General features: G+C 66.9%; 13 protein-coding genes. All 13 read left to right on the top strand.

The annotated features are described in order from the left end of the window. Positions 1-42 precede the first annotated feature (42 nt). The 13 genes from J2739_RS07230 to J2739_RS07170 all read left to right on the top strand — a co-directional run bounded on the left by J2739_RS07230 (position 43) and on the right by J2739_RS07170 (position 13,312). Positions 43-948, top strand: a complete 906-nt coding sequence (locus tag J2739_RS07230) for a D-amino acid aminotransferase (protein ID WP_309900043.1) — start codon at positions 43-45, stop codon at positions 946-948. Then, positions 945-1,238 carry a DUF493 family protein gene (locus J2739_RS07225; RefSeq protein WP_309900042.1) on the top strand — a complete coding sequence of 98 codons (294 nt, stop codon included), beginning with the start codon at positions 945-947 and terminating at the stop codon, positions 1,236-1,238. Before J2739_RS07230 ends, J2739_RS07225 begins: the two co-directional genes overlap by 4 nt. Beyond that, entirely contained in the window at positions 1,235-1,900 is a 666-nt protein-coding gene (gene lipB / locus J2739_RS07220; protein ID WP_309900041.1) for a lipoyl(octanoyl) transferase LipB, read from the top strand. The genes J2739_RS07225 and lipB overlap by 4 nt, the downstream gene beginning before the upstream one ends. 16 nt (positions 1,901-1,916) lie before the next feature. Continuing rightward, complete coding sequence (gene lipA / locus J2739_RS07215) at positions 1,917-2,897, top strand: lipoyl synthase (protein WP_309900040.1); 981 nt, start codon at positions 1,917-1,919, stop codon at positions 2,895-2,897. A 277-nt stretch (positions 2,898-3,174) separates the two neighbouring features. Next, complete coding sequence (locus tag J2739_RS07210; RefSeq protein WP_309900039.1) at positions 3,175-3,657, top strand: type IV pilin protein; 483 nt, start codon at positions 3,175-3,177, stop codon at positions 3,655-3,657. Continuing rightward, positions 3,648-4,130 (top strand): GspH/FimT family pseudopilin, encoded by a 483-nt coding sequence (locus J2739_RS07205; protein ID WP_309900037.1) that lies wholly within the window; start codon positions 3,648-3,650, stop codon positions 4,128-4,130. Before J2739_RS07210 ends, J2739_RS07205 begins: the two co-directional genes overlap by 10 nt. After that, the gene (pilV, locus tag J2739_RS07200; protein WP_309900035.1) at positions 4,131-4,739 is read left to right on the top strand and encodes a type IV pilus modification protein PilV; all 609 of its coding nucleotides are present in this window, start codon (positions 4,131-4,133) and stop codon (positions 4,737-4,739) included. Next, positions 4,736-5,806 (top strand): PilW family protein, encoded by a 1,071-nt coding sequence (locus J2739_RS07195; protein ID WP_309900032.1) that lies wholly within the window; start codon positions 4,736-4,738, stop codon positions 5,804-5,806. Before pilV ends, J2739_RS07195 begins: the two co-directional genes overlap by 4 nt. Further along, positions 5,803-6,345 (top strand): pilus assembly PilX family protein, encoded by a 543-nt coding sequence (locus J2739_RS07190; RefSeq protein WP_309900030.1) that lies wholly within the window; start codon positions 5,803-5,805, stop codon positions 6,343-6,345. Before J2739_RS07195 ends, J2739_RS07190 begins: the two co-directional genes overlap by 4 nt. Before the next feature lie 20 nt (positions 6,346-6,365). Beyond that, the gene (locus J2739_RS07185) at positions 6,366-9,677 is read left to right on the top strand and encodes a pilus assembly protein (protein ID WP_309900028.1); all 3,312 of its coding nucleotides are present in this window, start codon (positions 6,366-6,368) and stop codon (positions 9,675-9,677) included. Positions 9,678-9,737: 60 nt separating this feature from the next. Further along, positions 9,738-11,261, top strand: a complete 1,524-nt coding sequence (locus J2739_RS07180; protein ID WP_309901072.1) for a class I adenylate-forming enzyme family protein — start codon at positions 9,738-9,740, stop codon at positions 11,259-11,261. Beyond that, positions 11,242-12,375: an SLC13 family permease gene (locus tag J2739_RS07175; RefSeq protein ID WP_309900026.1), complete on the top strand. Its 1,134-nt coding sequence runs from the start codon at positions 11,242-11,244 to the stop codon at positions 12,373-12,375. The genes J2739_RS07180 and J2739_RS07175 overlap by 20 nt, the downstream gene beginning before the upstream one ends. Positions 12,376-12,463: 88 nt before the next feature. Next, on the top strand, positions 12,464-13,312 hold the full coding sequence (locus J2739_RS07170) for a DMT family transporter (RefSeq protein ID WP_309900024.1): 849 nt from the start codon (positions 12,464-12,466) through the stop codon (positions 13,310-13,312). Positions 13,313-13,360 lie beyond the last annotated feature (48 nt).

Genomic DNA, 13,360 nt, shown 5'->3' with positions numbered 1-13,360 from the left:
CACGCATTGGAAAGCGCCGCACAGCCCCCACCATAATCCCTCATGCACCCGATGACCGAAGCCCTCCCCGACTCTCTTTGCTATCTCGATGGCACCTACACGCCGCTGCGCGACGCCCGCATCAGCGTGCTGGACCGCGGCTTCATCTTCGGCGACGGCGTCTACGAAGTGGTGCCGATCTATGGCGGCGCGCCCTTCTGCTTCGAGGAGCACATGGCGCGGCTGGACCGCTCGCTGAATGAGCTGCGCATCGCCAATCCGCTCACGCATGCGGAGTGGCACTCGATTGCGATGCGCCTGATCGAAGCCAGTCCCACGGACGAGCGCAGGGCCGTGCAGGCGCTCTACATCCAGGTCACGCGCGGCGTCGCGCCGCGCGAGCATGCGATGCCCCAGGGCCTCGTGCCCACCGTGTTCGTGATGCTGAACCCGATGAAGCCGGTGCCCGATGCGGTCCGGGCCAAGGGCGTGGCATGCGTCAGCGCGGAGGACTTCCGCTGGCAGAAGGCGCATATCAAGAGCACCAGCCTGCTGGGCGCGGTGCTGGCGCGGCAGATCAGCGTGGAGGCCGGGGCAGCCGAGACCATCATGTTTCGCGGCGAGTGGCTGAGCGAAGCCTCGTCGAGCAACGTCTGGGTGGTGAAGGACGGCACCGTGAGCGGCCCGCCCAAGGACGAGCTGGTCCTGGCGGGCATTCGCTACGGCCTGATCGAGCGCATCTGCGAAGAGGCCGGCATACCGTTCTCGCTGCGTCGCATCGCGCGCGAGGAGGTCTTGCGCGCCGACGAGCTGCTGCTGTCCTCGGCCAGCAAGGAGGTGCTTCCGGTCGTCACGCTCGACGGCCAGCCCATCGGCACGGGCCGCCCCGGCCCGATCTTCCAGGCCATCGACGCCGGCTACAGGCGCGCCAAGGAACGCAGCGCGCTCGAACGTGGAGTAACAGCATGACCACCCCTTCCGACACCCCGATCGATGCGCGCAAGGAATCGCTGATCGAGTACCCGTCCAAGTTCCCGATCAAGGTGATGGGCGCCAAGGCCGACGGCTTCGTGCATGCCATCACGCGGATCGCCGAGCAGTTCGACTCCAGCTTCGACGCCACCACCGTCGAGCTGCGCAACAGCAAGGCCGGCAACTACCTCGGCGTGACCATCACCGTGACGGCTACCAGCCGCGAACAGCTGGACGATATCTACCGCGCGCTGACCGCGCATCCGATGGTCAAGGTGGTGCTGTGACGCTCGAAGTCGACTGGCTCGGCCACGTCGACTACGCGCCCACCTATGCGGCGATGCAGCGCCTGACGCAAGGCCGCACGCCCGAGTCGCCGGACCTGCTGTGGCTGTGCGAGCACGCGCCGGTCTACACACAGGGCCTGGCGGGCAAGGCCGACCATGTGCTGAACCCCGGCGCCATTCCCGTGGTGCAGACGGATCGCGGCGGGCAGGTGACCTACCACGGGCCCGGACAGGTGGTGGCCTATCCGCTGATCGATCTCAAACGGGCGGGCTACTACGTCAAGGAGTACGTGTACCGCATCGAGGAGTCGGTGATCCGCACGCTGATGCATTTCGGAGTCACGGGGCATCGGGTCTCCGGTGCGCCGGGCATCTATGTGCGCCTGGACGATCCGTTCTCGCATGCGCGGCTTCAGGATGCGGCCCCTCCCTTCCAAGGCCTTGGCAAGATCGCCGCCCTCGGCATCAAGATCACCCGCCACCGCACCTACCACGGCGTCGCGCTCAACGTCGCGATGGACCTGGAACCCTTCTCCCGCATCAACCCTTGCGGCTATCCGGGCCTGGAAACGATCGACCTTTCTACAATCGGCGTTCAAACAACCTGGGACGAAGCCGCGCAGGTGCTGGCCAGCAAGCTCGCCATCTACCTCGCGCCCTGAGCCCCGCCCCCGCCCCATGAGCACTCCCGAAGTCGTCCGCGACGCCCAAGGCCCCGAGACCTACAACCCGCTGGCCAAGCAGAAAGCCGCAGCCAAGCTTTCGCGCATTCCGGTGAAGGTGGTGCAAGGCGAGGTGCTCAAGAAGCCCGACTGGATCCGCGTCAAGGCCGGCAGTCCGAGCACGCGCTTCTACGAGATCAAGCAGATCCTGCGCGAGAGCCATCTGCACACGGTCTGCGAGGAAGCCTCCTGCCCCAACATCGGCGAATGCTTCGGCAAGGGCACGGCCACCTTCATGATCATGGGCGACAAGTGCACGCGGCGCTGCCCCTTCTGCGACGTGGGCCACGGCCGGCCCGACCCGCTCGACAAGGACGAGCCGCTCAACCTCGCCAAGACCATTGCCAAGCTGCGCCTCAAGTACGTGGTGATCACCAGCGTGGACCGGGACGACCTGCGCGACGGCGGCAGCCAGCACTTCGTGGACTGCATTCGCAACATCCGCGAGCTCTCGCCGCAAACGCAGATCGAGATCCTGGTCCCGGACTTCCGCGGCCGCGACGACCGTGCGCTCGAGATCCTCAAGGCCGCACCGCCCGATGTGATGAATCACAACCTCGAGACCGCGCCGCGCCTCTACAAGGAAGCCCGCCCGGGCAGCGACTACCAATTCAGCCTCAGCCTGCTGAAGAAGTTCAAGGCGCTGCATCCGAAGGTGCCGACCAAGAGCGGCATCATGGTCGGCCTGGGCGAGAGCGACGAGGAAATCCTGCAGGTCATGCGCGACATGCGGGCGCACGACATCGACATGCTGACCATCGGCCAGTACCTCGCGCCGAGCAGCAGCCATTTGCCGGTGCGCCGCTACGTGCATCCCGACACCTTCAAGATGTTCGAGGAAGAGGCCTACAAGATGGGCTTCAGCCACGCTGCAGTGGGCGCGATGGTGCGCAGCAGCTACCACGCCGATCAGCAGGCGCACGCCGCCGGGGTCTAGCTCCGAACGGCAGTGCGCCAGGCTCGAACAGCCGGCTTGCCTCTTCACACACGCCCATGGCACAACGTGGGTTGCGTGAAGCCGCGTCCTGCCTGAGTACTTACTGTTTCATTCGGCCGCGGCCAAAAGCCCCCCTCGCAACAGTCATTGCACCGCCCGTGAATTTGTGCCTCAAACAGACCGTGCGCGTCAGGGGCGGTTGATGTGATTTTTTCACATTCTTAACATATAGTCACGTTTCGCAAGATTTCCCTGGGCACTCGAAAGGACCGGCCCGATGCCTCATTTTCAGCAACGCCCCCATGCCTCGACGCCGGCAAGCCTGCCCGCGCGCCGCAGCGGGCGACTGCAATCGCGCGGCTTTACCTTGATCGAATTGATGATCACCGTGGCGATCATCGGCATCCTCGCTGCGATCGCCTATCCCTCGTACACCAATTACATCGTTCGTTCCAATCGGTCGGCCGCCCAGGGCTACATGCTCGAGCTCAGCAATTTGCAGCAGCGCTACCTGCTCGACGCGCGGACCTACGCTGCAAACCTCACCGCCCTGAATTCGTCGTCCGCGCCGTCGAACGTGTCGTCCAACTACACCGTCGCCACCGCGCTCAAGACCGGAACGACATTGCCGGGATTCACGATCACCGCCACGCCGGTCGGCAACCAGCTCGCCAGGGACACTGCCTGTGGGACGCTGACGATCGACGAAGCGGGAGCAAAGACCGCGTCGGGCACCAGCGGAGCTGCAGGATGCTGGTAAGCCGTCGCAGAACGCAGCGCCGCGTCCGCGGCTTCACCCTGATCGAGCTGATCACCGTGATCACGGTGATGGGTGTCCTCGCCTCCCTTGCACTTCCGTCGTTTCGCGAGTTCGTTGCGAACCAGCGCATCCGGAACGTGTCCTTCGACTTGATGGCGGCGCTCACGCTCGCTCGAAGCGAAGCGGTGACCCGCAATCGAAGCATCGACCTGAAGAAGACAGGCACCGCCTGGGACCAGGGCTGGAAAGTGTTCGATGGCAGCAACACCTTGCACGACCAGCAGGCCTACAAGAACCTGGCCATCAGCGACTCGAGCGATCTGGGCGTCATCACCTATGGCAAGGACGGCCGTACCACGACCGCGAGCACTCAATTCACCATCGCGCCCTCGACCACGATGACGGGCGTCAGCTCGCGCTGCATCTCCATCGGCCCGAGCGGCATGCCGAGCAGCAGCATGGGGGCGTGCTAGATGTCGACGCGGATTCGGCCTCGCGCCTCCCACTCGCCTCGCTCCGCGCACGGGATCGCGCTGATCGAAGTGCTGGTCACGCTCGTGATCCTTCTCTTCGGTCTGCTCGGCCTGGCCGGCGTGAGCAGCCGCGCCAACCTTGCCGAGATGGAGGCTTATCAGCGGATCCAGGCCCTGCAGCTCGTGCAGGACATGGCGGACCGCCTGAACGCGAACCGCAAGGTCGCGAGCTGCTATTCGAACGGTGCCACCGGCTTGCAATTGAGTGCGAGCAGCACCACGGTGCCGGTCTGCACTGCCGGCAACGTGCAGCAGCAAACCCAGGCCGCGGCGGATCTCACGGCGTGGAGCAACATGATCAAGGGACAAGCCGAAACCCAGTCGAGCGCCAAGCTCGGTGCCATGATCGGCGCGGTCGGCTGCGTGACCCAGTTCGACGCGGCCAACAACATCTATCTGGTCGCCGTGTCGTGGCAAGGCCTGCAAAAGACGGTCGCGCCGACCCTGATCGATGGCAGCACCGCTTTTCCCTGCGGCAATGGCGCCTACGGCGACGAAAAATTGCACCGGGTCGTCACGACCAAGGTGCGCATCGGAGCGCTGTCGTGAGAGCCTGCACCTTCCCCGGCAACCGGCGGCACACCCGCGGCTTCACGCTGGTCGAACTGATGGTGGCCATCTTGCTGGGGCTGTTCCTGATCATCGGTCTGATCAGCTTGCTGGTCTCCACCGTGACTTCGCGCTCCGAGCTCGACAAGACCGGCCGCCAGATCGAAAACGGCCGCTACGCACTCCAGGTGCTCAGCGAAGACATCCAGATGGCCGGCTTCGTCGGCGCTTCGGCGAGCACTGCATTCGCAACCGTCGCGCCGACGGCCTGCCCCACGAATGTCGCCGCCCTCGGCTACTTTGCAACGACGAGCCCGGGCACCTCCAACGTTCCCTTGCCGGTGCAGGGTCTGAGCAGCACGCCGAGCTGCATCAGCAACGTCATGGCAGGCACGGCCATGCTCGTCGTCACCCGGGTCAACACCAACCCCGTGCTTCCTGCAGCGGCGGTGGCGACGGAGACCTACCTGCAGGTTTCCACCTGCGCCAATGACACGGTTCCCTTTGCAGTCGCCTCCGGCGCCTCCGCAGCGAGCTTTCCGCTGATGCAGAAGGACTGCCTGACGAGCAACCTTGCGCCGCTGCGCAAGATCGTGCAGCACGTGTACTTCGTGAGCACCTGCAATGTGTGCGGCACCGACACCACGCCCACCCTCAAGATGGCCGAGTACCTGAACGGCGAGATGAAGATCACTCCGCTGGCCGAAGGCATCGAGAACCTGCAGCTCGACTACGGCATCGACATGGACGCCAATGGATCGCCGGACTGCTACACGAGCAACCCGGCCAGCCCGCCCGCCGCAGAAATCGCCGTCGGGGTGTGCCCGCAAACCACGCCGGCCTACGACTGGACCTCGGCGATGAGCAACTGGGCCAACGTGATGGCCATCCGCATTCACGTGCTGGCGCGCAACACCGAGACCAGCGGCACCTGGACGGACACCCGGACCTACGACATGGGGCTGGCCGTGCCATCCGCAGGCCCCTTCAACGACCGCATCAAGCGCCACGTCTACAGCACCGTCGCCCGCCTGTACAACAGCTCAGGGCAGAGAGAAATACCATGAACCGTTCCGGGCGCATCGGCGCGCAATGCAAGCAGGCAGGCGCCACCTTGCTGATCTCGATGATCTTTCTGATGGTGATCACGCTCATCGTCGTTTCGTCCATCAAGGCCGTCAATGTCAACACCAGGCTGGTCGGCAACATGCAGGCCCAGAAGGAAGCCGGCGCGGCGGCGCAGCAGGCGATCGAGAACACGATCAGCACCGACTTCACGGCCATGCCGGTGCAGAGCACGTCGGTGATCGACAGCGGCCAGGCCGGCGCGGCCTACAGCGTTTTCGTGCAGGCGCCGTATTGCAGCGGCGTCAAGCCGATCAAGCTGAGCGAGCTGGACGCCACCAACACGGACGACCAGCCCTGCTACGCCAGCGGCGCTTCGCAGAACACCGGCATCGTCGGTTCCGGCGCGAGCGGCAATTCGCTGTGCTCGAACTCGAACTGGGAAGTGAACGCCGCCGCCACGCCGCCCTCGAGCACGGAAGCGGCCCCGACTGTGCACCAGGGCATCGCCGTGCGCGTGGCCGTCGGCGCCGCGTGTTGATCAATCAGGAGCAGGACCCCATGCGCCCTTCACGAATTTCCCAACTGGGCGCCTTGGCCCTGCTCACGCTGGCCAGCGCCGCGGTCAGGGCCGAGGACATCGACATCTACCAGGGCACGTCCAGCGGAGCCGCGCCGAACATGCTGATCATTCTCGACAACGCGGCGGCGGCCAGCGCGAGCTCGAGCTTCACGTGCCCCTCCCTGACGGTCAACGATCCCGGCAAGAACCTGGGCTTCGAGCAGTGCGGACTGTACGGCGCGGTCTCCGCCATCGGGACCAACAAGGCCCTCAACGGCAACATCAACCTGGGCCTGATGTACTTTCCGGGCGGCCCTACCAATGGCGGGACCTTCGTCGTGCCTCCGGCATCGCCGGCCCCGGGCTCGCTCCAGCTCATGGATGGCACCACCACCGATAACACCAAGGGCGTCGGCAAGATGCTCCGGCGCATCGAGTCGCTGAGCCTCAGCCAGGACAAGGGCAACAACAACCAGATCGCGCAGGCGATGCAGGAAGCCTGGGCCTTCTACCAGGGCAAGACCGGCCTGTCCGGCACCACCTACCCGGGTCTGGCGAACCAGCAGGCCTGCGCCAGGAACTTCGTTCTCTACATCACGCTCGCGACCAACAACCAGAAGCCGCAGGACAGCGGCAACATGGGCGGCATGGCCCTGCAGAGCGCAGAAGGCCTGAGCGCACTGCCCGCGCAATTGGCGCTGCCGAACTGGAAGTCGCCGCTTTCGCCCTACAGCACGGCCTCGAGCAAGTACCGTAGCGACTACGCCGACGAATGGGCGAACTTCATGTACACGGGGACCTCGGCCAATCTTGCAACGCCGTACCCGGGCATCACGACCTACACCATCATCCTTACCGACGGCAGCAATCCGGACTACGAACAGCTGATGGTCAGCATGGCCAACCAGGGTGGCGGCAAGTATTTCCTGGTCAAGCTCGGAGACGTCCAGGCCCTGATCGACGCGCTCGGCCAGGTCTTCAACGAGGTGCAGGCCGTCAACAGCGTGTTCGCGGCGCCGGTACTGCCGGTGAGCGCCAACACGCAGGGCACGTACCTCAACCAGATCTACATGGGCATGTTTCGCCCCGACGCCGACGTCAATCCCCGCTGGCTGGGCAACCTCAAGCAGTACCAGTTCGGCGTGGACATCACCGACCCGTCGGCGCCGCAATTGTTCCTGGCCGATGCGTCGTGGGGCACCTACTCGATCGGTACCAACGCCAACCGGGCACTGAGCGCAGCAGGCACCGGCTTCATCTCGCCCTCCGCCGTGAGCTTCTGGACTTCCAAGTCCATCGCGTCCCTGCCCGACTCCAAGGGCGGCTTCTGGCTCAACGCCTTCAAGGCGCAGGGCGCCAGCGACGGCTACGACTGGGCGGATGGGCAGGTCGTGGAGAAAGGTGGCGTCAGTCAACAGATCCGGCTCAAGTACCTGAGCGACAGCTACCCGGCCACCGCGGCAACCACCACGGCCACGACCGCGCGCAATGTCTACACCTGCATCGGCAGCAGTTGCAGCGCCAACGCGTCGTTGAGCTCCATGCCCTTTGCGGTAGGCAACACGAATCTCACGTCGACGGCGCTGGGTATCACCGCCAGCACCGTGACAGCCGCCAACCTCATCAACTGGGTACGCGGAGACGACACGTACGCGGCCGGCGACGTCGCAGCGGGCCGTGAAGGAAGCAGCCCGCCCGACGCGAGCATCACGGTCCGCGGCTCCGTCCACGGCGACGTCCTGCACTCCCGCCCGGCGGTGATCAACTACGGCGGCAGTACCGGCGTGGTGGTGTTCTACGGTGCCAACGACGGCATGTTCCGCGCCATCAACGGCAACCAGCCGAACAACACGACCGACAGCAGCAAGCCCATGGGCAACTGCACGGTGTCGTCGACCTGCGCGCTCACGATGAAAGACGCCACCGGCGCCACCACCAGCGTTCCGCCGGGCGGCGAACTGTGGAGCTTCGTGCCGCCGGAGTTCTACCCGGGCCTGCAGCGGCTCTACCAGAACAGCCCGACCCTGAAACTGGGCACCCTGAGCACCGGCAGCGCGAAGAACTACTTCTTCGACGGCGCGCCCAGCGTCTACCAGAACAGCGTCACCGGCAAGGCCTACATCTTCCTCTCGGCCCGGCGCGGCGGCCGCCTGCTCTACGCGCTCGACGTGAGCGATCCGACCAACCCCAAGTTCATGTGGAAGCGCAGCAATACCAGCACCGGCTTCGCGGAACTCGGGCAGACATGGTCGCAGCCGAAGGTGGCGATGATCAAGGGCCATGCGAACCCGGTGCTCATCTTCGGCGCCGGCTATGACACCAACGAGGATGCCGAGCCGCCGAACACCGACACGATGGGCCGCGGGATCTTCATCGTCGATGCGGTGACCGGCGACATCGTGTGGCAGGCCGGCCCGGGCGGCACAGGCAGCACCTGCACGGGCAATCCATGCAAGCTGGCAGAGATGAACTATGCGATCCCGGCCGACGTCACGCTGGTGGATCGCGACTTCGATGGCTACATCGACCGGCTCTACGCAGCCGACACCGGCGGCAACATCTGGCGCGTGGACCTTCAGCCGACCGGCACCGGCGACGTGAGCACCTGGCAGGCCACCCAGGTCGCCGCCCTGGGCGGAAGCAGTACCACCAAGCGCAAGTTCTTCTTTCCCCCGGACGTGGTGCTGACGAAGACCTACGACGTGTTGCTGGACATCACCGGGGACCGCGAGCACCCGCTGCTGAGCCATCAGGCCACCAGCATCGTGAACCGCTTCTACATGATCAAGGACACCAAGGTCGGCATGAGCGCGAGCGGCTGGACGACGGTGCGCGACGATACGAGCAGCAGCGCCGACGTGGCACCGACGGCGCTCTTCAGGGCCACCAACACCATCCCCTACGACGGGTCGCTCAGCGGCTTCTTCGTCACCCTGGCCGGTGCCGGCGAAAAAGGCGTGAACGCACCGACCACCGTCGGCGGCCTGGTCTACTTCGGCACCAATCAACCGATCGTCCCCAGCAGCACCAGTTGCCAGGCCAACCTCGGCACGGCACGCAGCTACGCGGTGAACTTCCTCACCGGCGCTTCGAGCTTCCGCACGCTCGACGGCGGCGGTCTGGCGCCCTCGCCCGTCTTCGGCATCGTCACCGTCAACGTCGGCGGCACCGAGCGCAAGCTGCCCTTCCTGATCGGCGGCGGCGGCGGTACCGGCGCCGACGGCAAGTCCGGCCTCGGGGCGCAAAAGCCGGTCATCCCCGTCAAGAACATTCGCAAGAGAACCTACTGGTACCGCGAAACGGACCGCTGAGAAGCGGATGCCGAAGCCCGACTTCGGTATCCTGCGCACATGAGCGACTTCCAAGCGGCGATGGACCGCGACTTCGGCGTGATCGCCGACCTGGTGCGGTGGCATGCGCATGCATCGCCCGAGCGGCCCGCCCTGGTCGATCCGACGCGCACCCTGGCCTACGGCGATCTCGACGCCCTCATGGACCGCGTCGCCGCGAGCCTGCAGCGCGACAGCCTGCGCGCCGGCGATGCGATCGCGATCTGCGCCGCATCGAGTGTGAACTACGCGGCCTTGTTCCTCGGCGCCCTGCGCGCCGGCGTCGCCGTCGCGCCGCTGGCGCCTGGCTCCACGCCCGCCAGCCTGGCGCGGATGATCGAAGACGCCGAAGCGCGCATGCTGTTCCTCGATGCGGCCGCGGCCGAGGCGATCGGTCCGCCCGCCGATGGCGCCATCCCGCGCGTTGCGCTCGACGGCTCCCGGGCCGGACTCGCGCTCGAGGCCTGGCTTGCACCGGCCGGGTCGCAGCCCGCGGCGGTGGCGCCGCAACCCGCCTGGCCTTTCAACATCATCTATTCATCGGGCACCACCGGCGAACCCAAGGGCATCGTGCAAGGCCACGGCATGCGCTGGGCCCATGTACGGCGCGGAGCAAAGTACGGCTACGGGCCCGAGACGGTCACGCTGCTGTCGACGCCGCTCTATTCCAACACCACGCTGGTCGTGTTCTTCCCGACCATCGCCTTCGGCGGCTGCGTGATCCTGATGCCGAAGTTCGATGCGGCCGGCTACCTGGCGCTGGCCGAAAGGCACCGCGTCACGCACACGATGCTGGTGCCGGTGCAGTACCAGCGCCTGATGGCGCACCCGGACTTCGACCGGCACGATCTCTCCAGCTTCCGCTTCAAGTTCAGCACCAGCGCCCCTTTCGGCGCGGCGCTCAAGGCCGACGTGCTGAAGCGTTGGCCGGGCGGCCTGATCGAGTTCTACGGCATGACCGAAGGCGGCGGCACCTGCATCCTGGAAGCGCACCTGCATCCCGACAAGCTGCACACGGTGGGCCAGCCAGCCGAGGGCAGCGACATCCGCCTGATCGACGAAGCGGGCCGCGAGGTCGCACGCGGCGAGGCCGGCGAGGTGGTGGGCCACTCGGCCGGCATGATGACCGGCTACCACCATCAGCCCGAGAAGACGCGCGAGGCCGAGTGGTTCGACCCGACGGGCAAGCGCTTCATCCGCACCGGCGACGTGGGCCGCTTCGACGAGGAGGGCTTCCTCACCCTGTTCGACCGCAAGAAGGACATGATCATCAGCGGCGGCTTCAACATCTACCCGAGCGACCTCGAAGCCGTGCTGCGCAGCCACGCGGCGGTGGCCGAGGCCGCGGTGGTCGGTGCCCCCTCCGAGCAATGGGGCGAGACCCCGGTGGCCTTCGTGGTGCGGCGCGCCGGCAACGACACCTCGGGCGAGGCGCTGCTGCAATGGGCCAACGCCCAGCTCGGCAAGACGCAGCGGCTGGCACGCCTGCACCTGATCGACGAGCTTCCGCGCAGCGCGATCGGCAAGGTGCTCAAGCGCGAGCTGCGTGAGTTCGACGCGCGTTGAAGCCGGGGCCGAAACGGCGGCGGCCGAGCACGGCGGCGGCCACGGCCTGCTCTGGGTGCTGCTGGCGGTCGCCGCGGTCTTTGCCCTCGTGCGTCCGCGCGCGCCGCTGGACTACCTGAACCTGGTCGATTGGCAGACGCTGGGCGCGCTCGCCGGCCTGCTCGCCATCACGCAGGGCGTCGAGCGCAGCGGCATGCTGCAGTCCCTCGCCGCGCGGCTGCTCGCGCGCACCACGGAGCTGCGCCACCTGGTGTTCTTCCTCGTCGCGAGCGCCGCGGGACTCTCGGCCCTCGTCACCAACGACGTCAGCCTGTTCCTGCTGGTGCCGCTGACCCGCGTGCTGGCCGCGCAGGCCCACCTGCCGCTGGCGCGGCTGGTGGTGCTGGAGGCGCTGGCCGTCAACGCCGGGTCGGCGCTCACGCCGATCGGAAATCCCCAGAACCTGTACCTCTGGCACCGCTCGGGGGAGAGCTTCCTGGGCTTCATGGGAATGATGGCGCCGACGGTGGCGGTCATGCTGTTCTGGCTCTTCGCCGCGGTGCGCTTCCTGGTGCCTCGGGTGGAGATTCGGCTCAAGCCCGCGAGCGATCCCGAGCGCGTGCAGCCGCGGCTGCTGGCGCTGTCGGCCCTGCTCTTCGTGGCCTTCGTGATCGCACTCGACCAGCGCTGGCTGGCGGCCGGCCTCGGCCTGGTGTTCGGCGCCTTTCTGCTGCTGCGCCCGCGCGTGCTGCTGGGCATCGATTGGGCGCTGCTCGCGATCATCGCGCTGATGTTCGTGGACCTGCGTCAGCTGGCGGAGCTGCCGGCGATTGCCGCGCTGCTGCAGCAGTGGCCGATCGGCGAAGGCTGGCGCGCCTACCTGGCCGCGATCGCCGTCTCTCAGCTCATCAGCAACGTCCCCGCCACCATCCTGCTCGACCGCTACCTGCACGACCTGCCGGCACTGGCCGCCGGCGTCAGCGTGGGCGGCTTCGGCTGCGTGCTGGGTTCGCTCGCCAACCTCATCGCGCTGCGGCTGGCCAAGGTGCAGCACGGGCTGCGCGAGTTCCACCGCCTCGGCATCCCCTTCCTCGTGGTCTGCGCGGCCTCGGCGCTGCTGCTGCGGCTCGGGTGACGGAGGCCGGCGCCCGGAGAACGGACCGCTTCCTTGCTGGCGGGCTGACGGGCCTTCGCGAAAGCCGCGTCGCTTAAGCTCACGGCCCATGTCCTCCACGCTCTACGCCCTCGCTGCCATCGCGCTGTGGGCCACGCTCGCCTCGCTGGGCACCGCGCTCTCGCACCTGCCGCCCTTCCTGCTGACCGGCCTCGCCCTCATCATCGGCAGCGTCATGAGCTGGCCGCGGGTGCTGCACAACCGCCGGGCCTGGGCCGTGCCGGGGCGCACGCTGGCCTTGGGCGTGTACGGACTGTTCGGCTTTCATTTCCTGCTGTTCATCGCGCTGCGGCATGCGCCGCCCGTGGAGGCCAACCTGGTCAACTACCTCTGGCCGCTGCTGATGGTGGTGCTGGCGCCGCTGCTGCTGCCGGGGACCTGGCTGCGCCCGCTGCACGTGGCGGCGGCCATGCTCGGCTTCTCGGGCGCGGCCATCGCGATCCTCGGCGCGCGCGGCGCCGGATCCGGCGCGGCCGATGCCGGCTACTGGGGCTTCCTGCCCGCCTTGGGCTCGGCCTTCATCTGGGCCAGCTATTCGCTGTGGACGAAGCGCGTGGCCGCTTTCCCGACTGCGGCCATCGGTTTGTTCGGCCTGGTGTCGGGCGTGCTCGCACTCCTCTGCCACGCTCTGCTGGAGCCGCAGGCGGCGCTGTCGACGCGCGACTGGCTGTTGGTCGCGCTGTGCGGCCTGGGGCCGCTCGGCGCGGCCTTCTTTCTCTGGGACATGGCGCTCAAGCGCGGCGACGCGCGGCAGATCGGCATCCTGAGCTACATCACGCCGCTGGCCTCGACGGCGCTGCTGATGCTGGTCACGCAGCGGCCGCTGAGCTGGACCATTGCGCTGGCGGCGTTCCTGATCCTGTCGGCGGCGGTGATGGGGGCTCGCATACGGGCTTGACCGGACATCCCTGCGCCCAGGACCCAAGGGCACGCGAAGGCCTTCCCG

The sequence above is a fragment of the Variovorax soli genome, from assembly GCF_031454625.1.
GTDB lineage: Bacteria > Pseudomonadota > Gammaproteobacteria > Burkholderiales > Burkholderiaceae_C > Variovorax > Variovorax soli_A.
This window is presented reverse-complemented; position numbering and strand designations above follow the sequence as displayed.

What these genes read in the sequence shown, in the direction of transcription:
- J2739_RS07210 (WP_309900039.1), top strand. Translation starts at nt 3,175, where the DNA reads ATGCCTCATTTTCAGCAACGCCCCCATGCCTCGACGCCGGCAAGCCTG.
- J2739_RS07230 (WP_309900043.1), top strand. Translation starts at nt 43, where the DNA reads ATGCACCCGATGACCGAAGCCCTCCCCGACTCTCTTTGCTATCTCGAT.
- pilV (WP_309900035.1), top strand. Translation starts at nt 4,131, where the DNA reads ATGTCGACGCGGATTCGGCCTCGCGCCTCCCACTCGCCTCGCTCCGCG.
- lipA (WP_309900040.1), top strand. Translation starts at nt 1,917, where the DNA reads ATGAGCACTCCCGAAGTCGTCCGCGACGCCCAAGGCCCCGAGACCTAC.
- J2739_RS07185 (WP_309900028.1), top strand. Translation starts at nt 6,366, where the DNA reads ATGCGCCCTTCACGAATTTCCCAACTGGGCGCCTTGGCCCTGCTCACG.
- J2739_RS07190 (WP_309900030.1), top strand. Translation starts at nt 5,803, where the DNA reads ATGAACCGTTCCGGGCGCATCGGCGCGCAATGCAAGCAGGCAGGCGCC.
- J2739_RS07205 (WP_309900037.1), top strand. Translation starts at nt 3,648, where the DNA reads ATGCTGGTAAGCCGTCGCAGAACGCAGCGCCGCGTCCGCGGCTTCACC.
- J2739_RS07170 (WP_309900024.1), top strand. Translation starts at nt 12,464, where the DNA reads ATGTCCTCCACGCTCTACGCCCTCGCTGCCATCGCGCTGTGGGCCACG.
- J2739_RS07180 (WP_309901072.1), top strand. Translation starts at nt 9,738, where the DNA reads ATGGACCGCGACTTCGGCGTGATCGCCGACCTGGTGCGGTGGCATGCG.
- J2739_RS07225 (WP_309900042.1), top strand. Translation starts at nt 945, where the DNA reads ATGACCACCCCTTCCGACACCCCGATCGATGCGCGCAAGGAATCGCTG.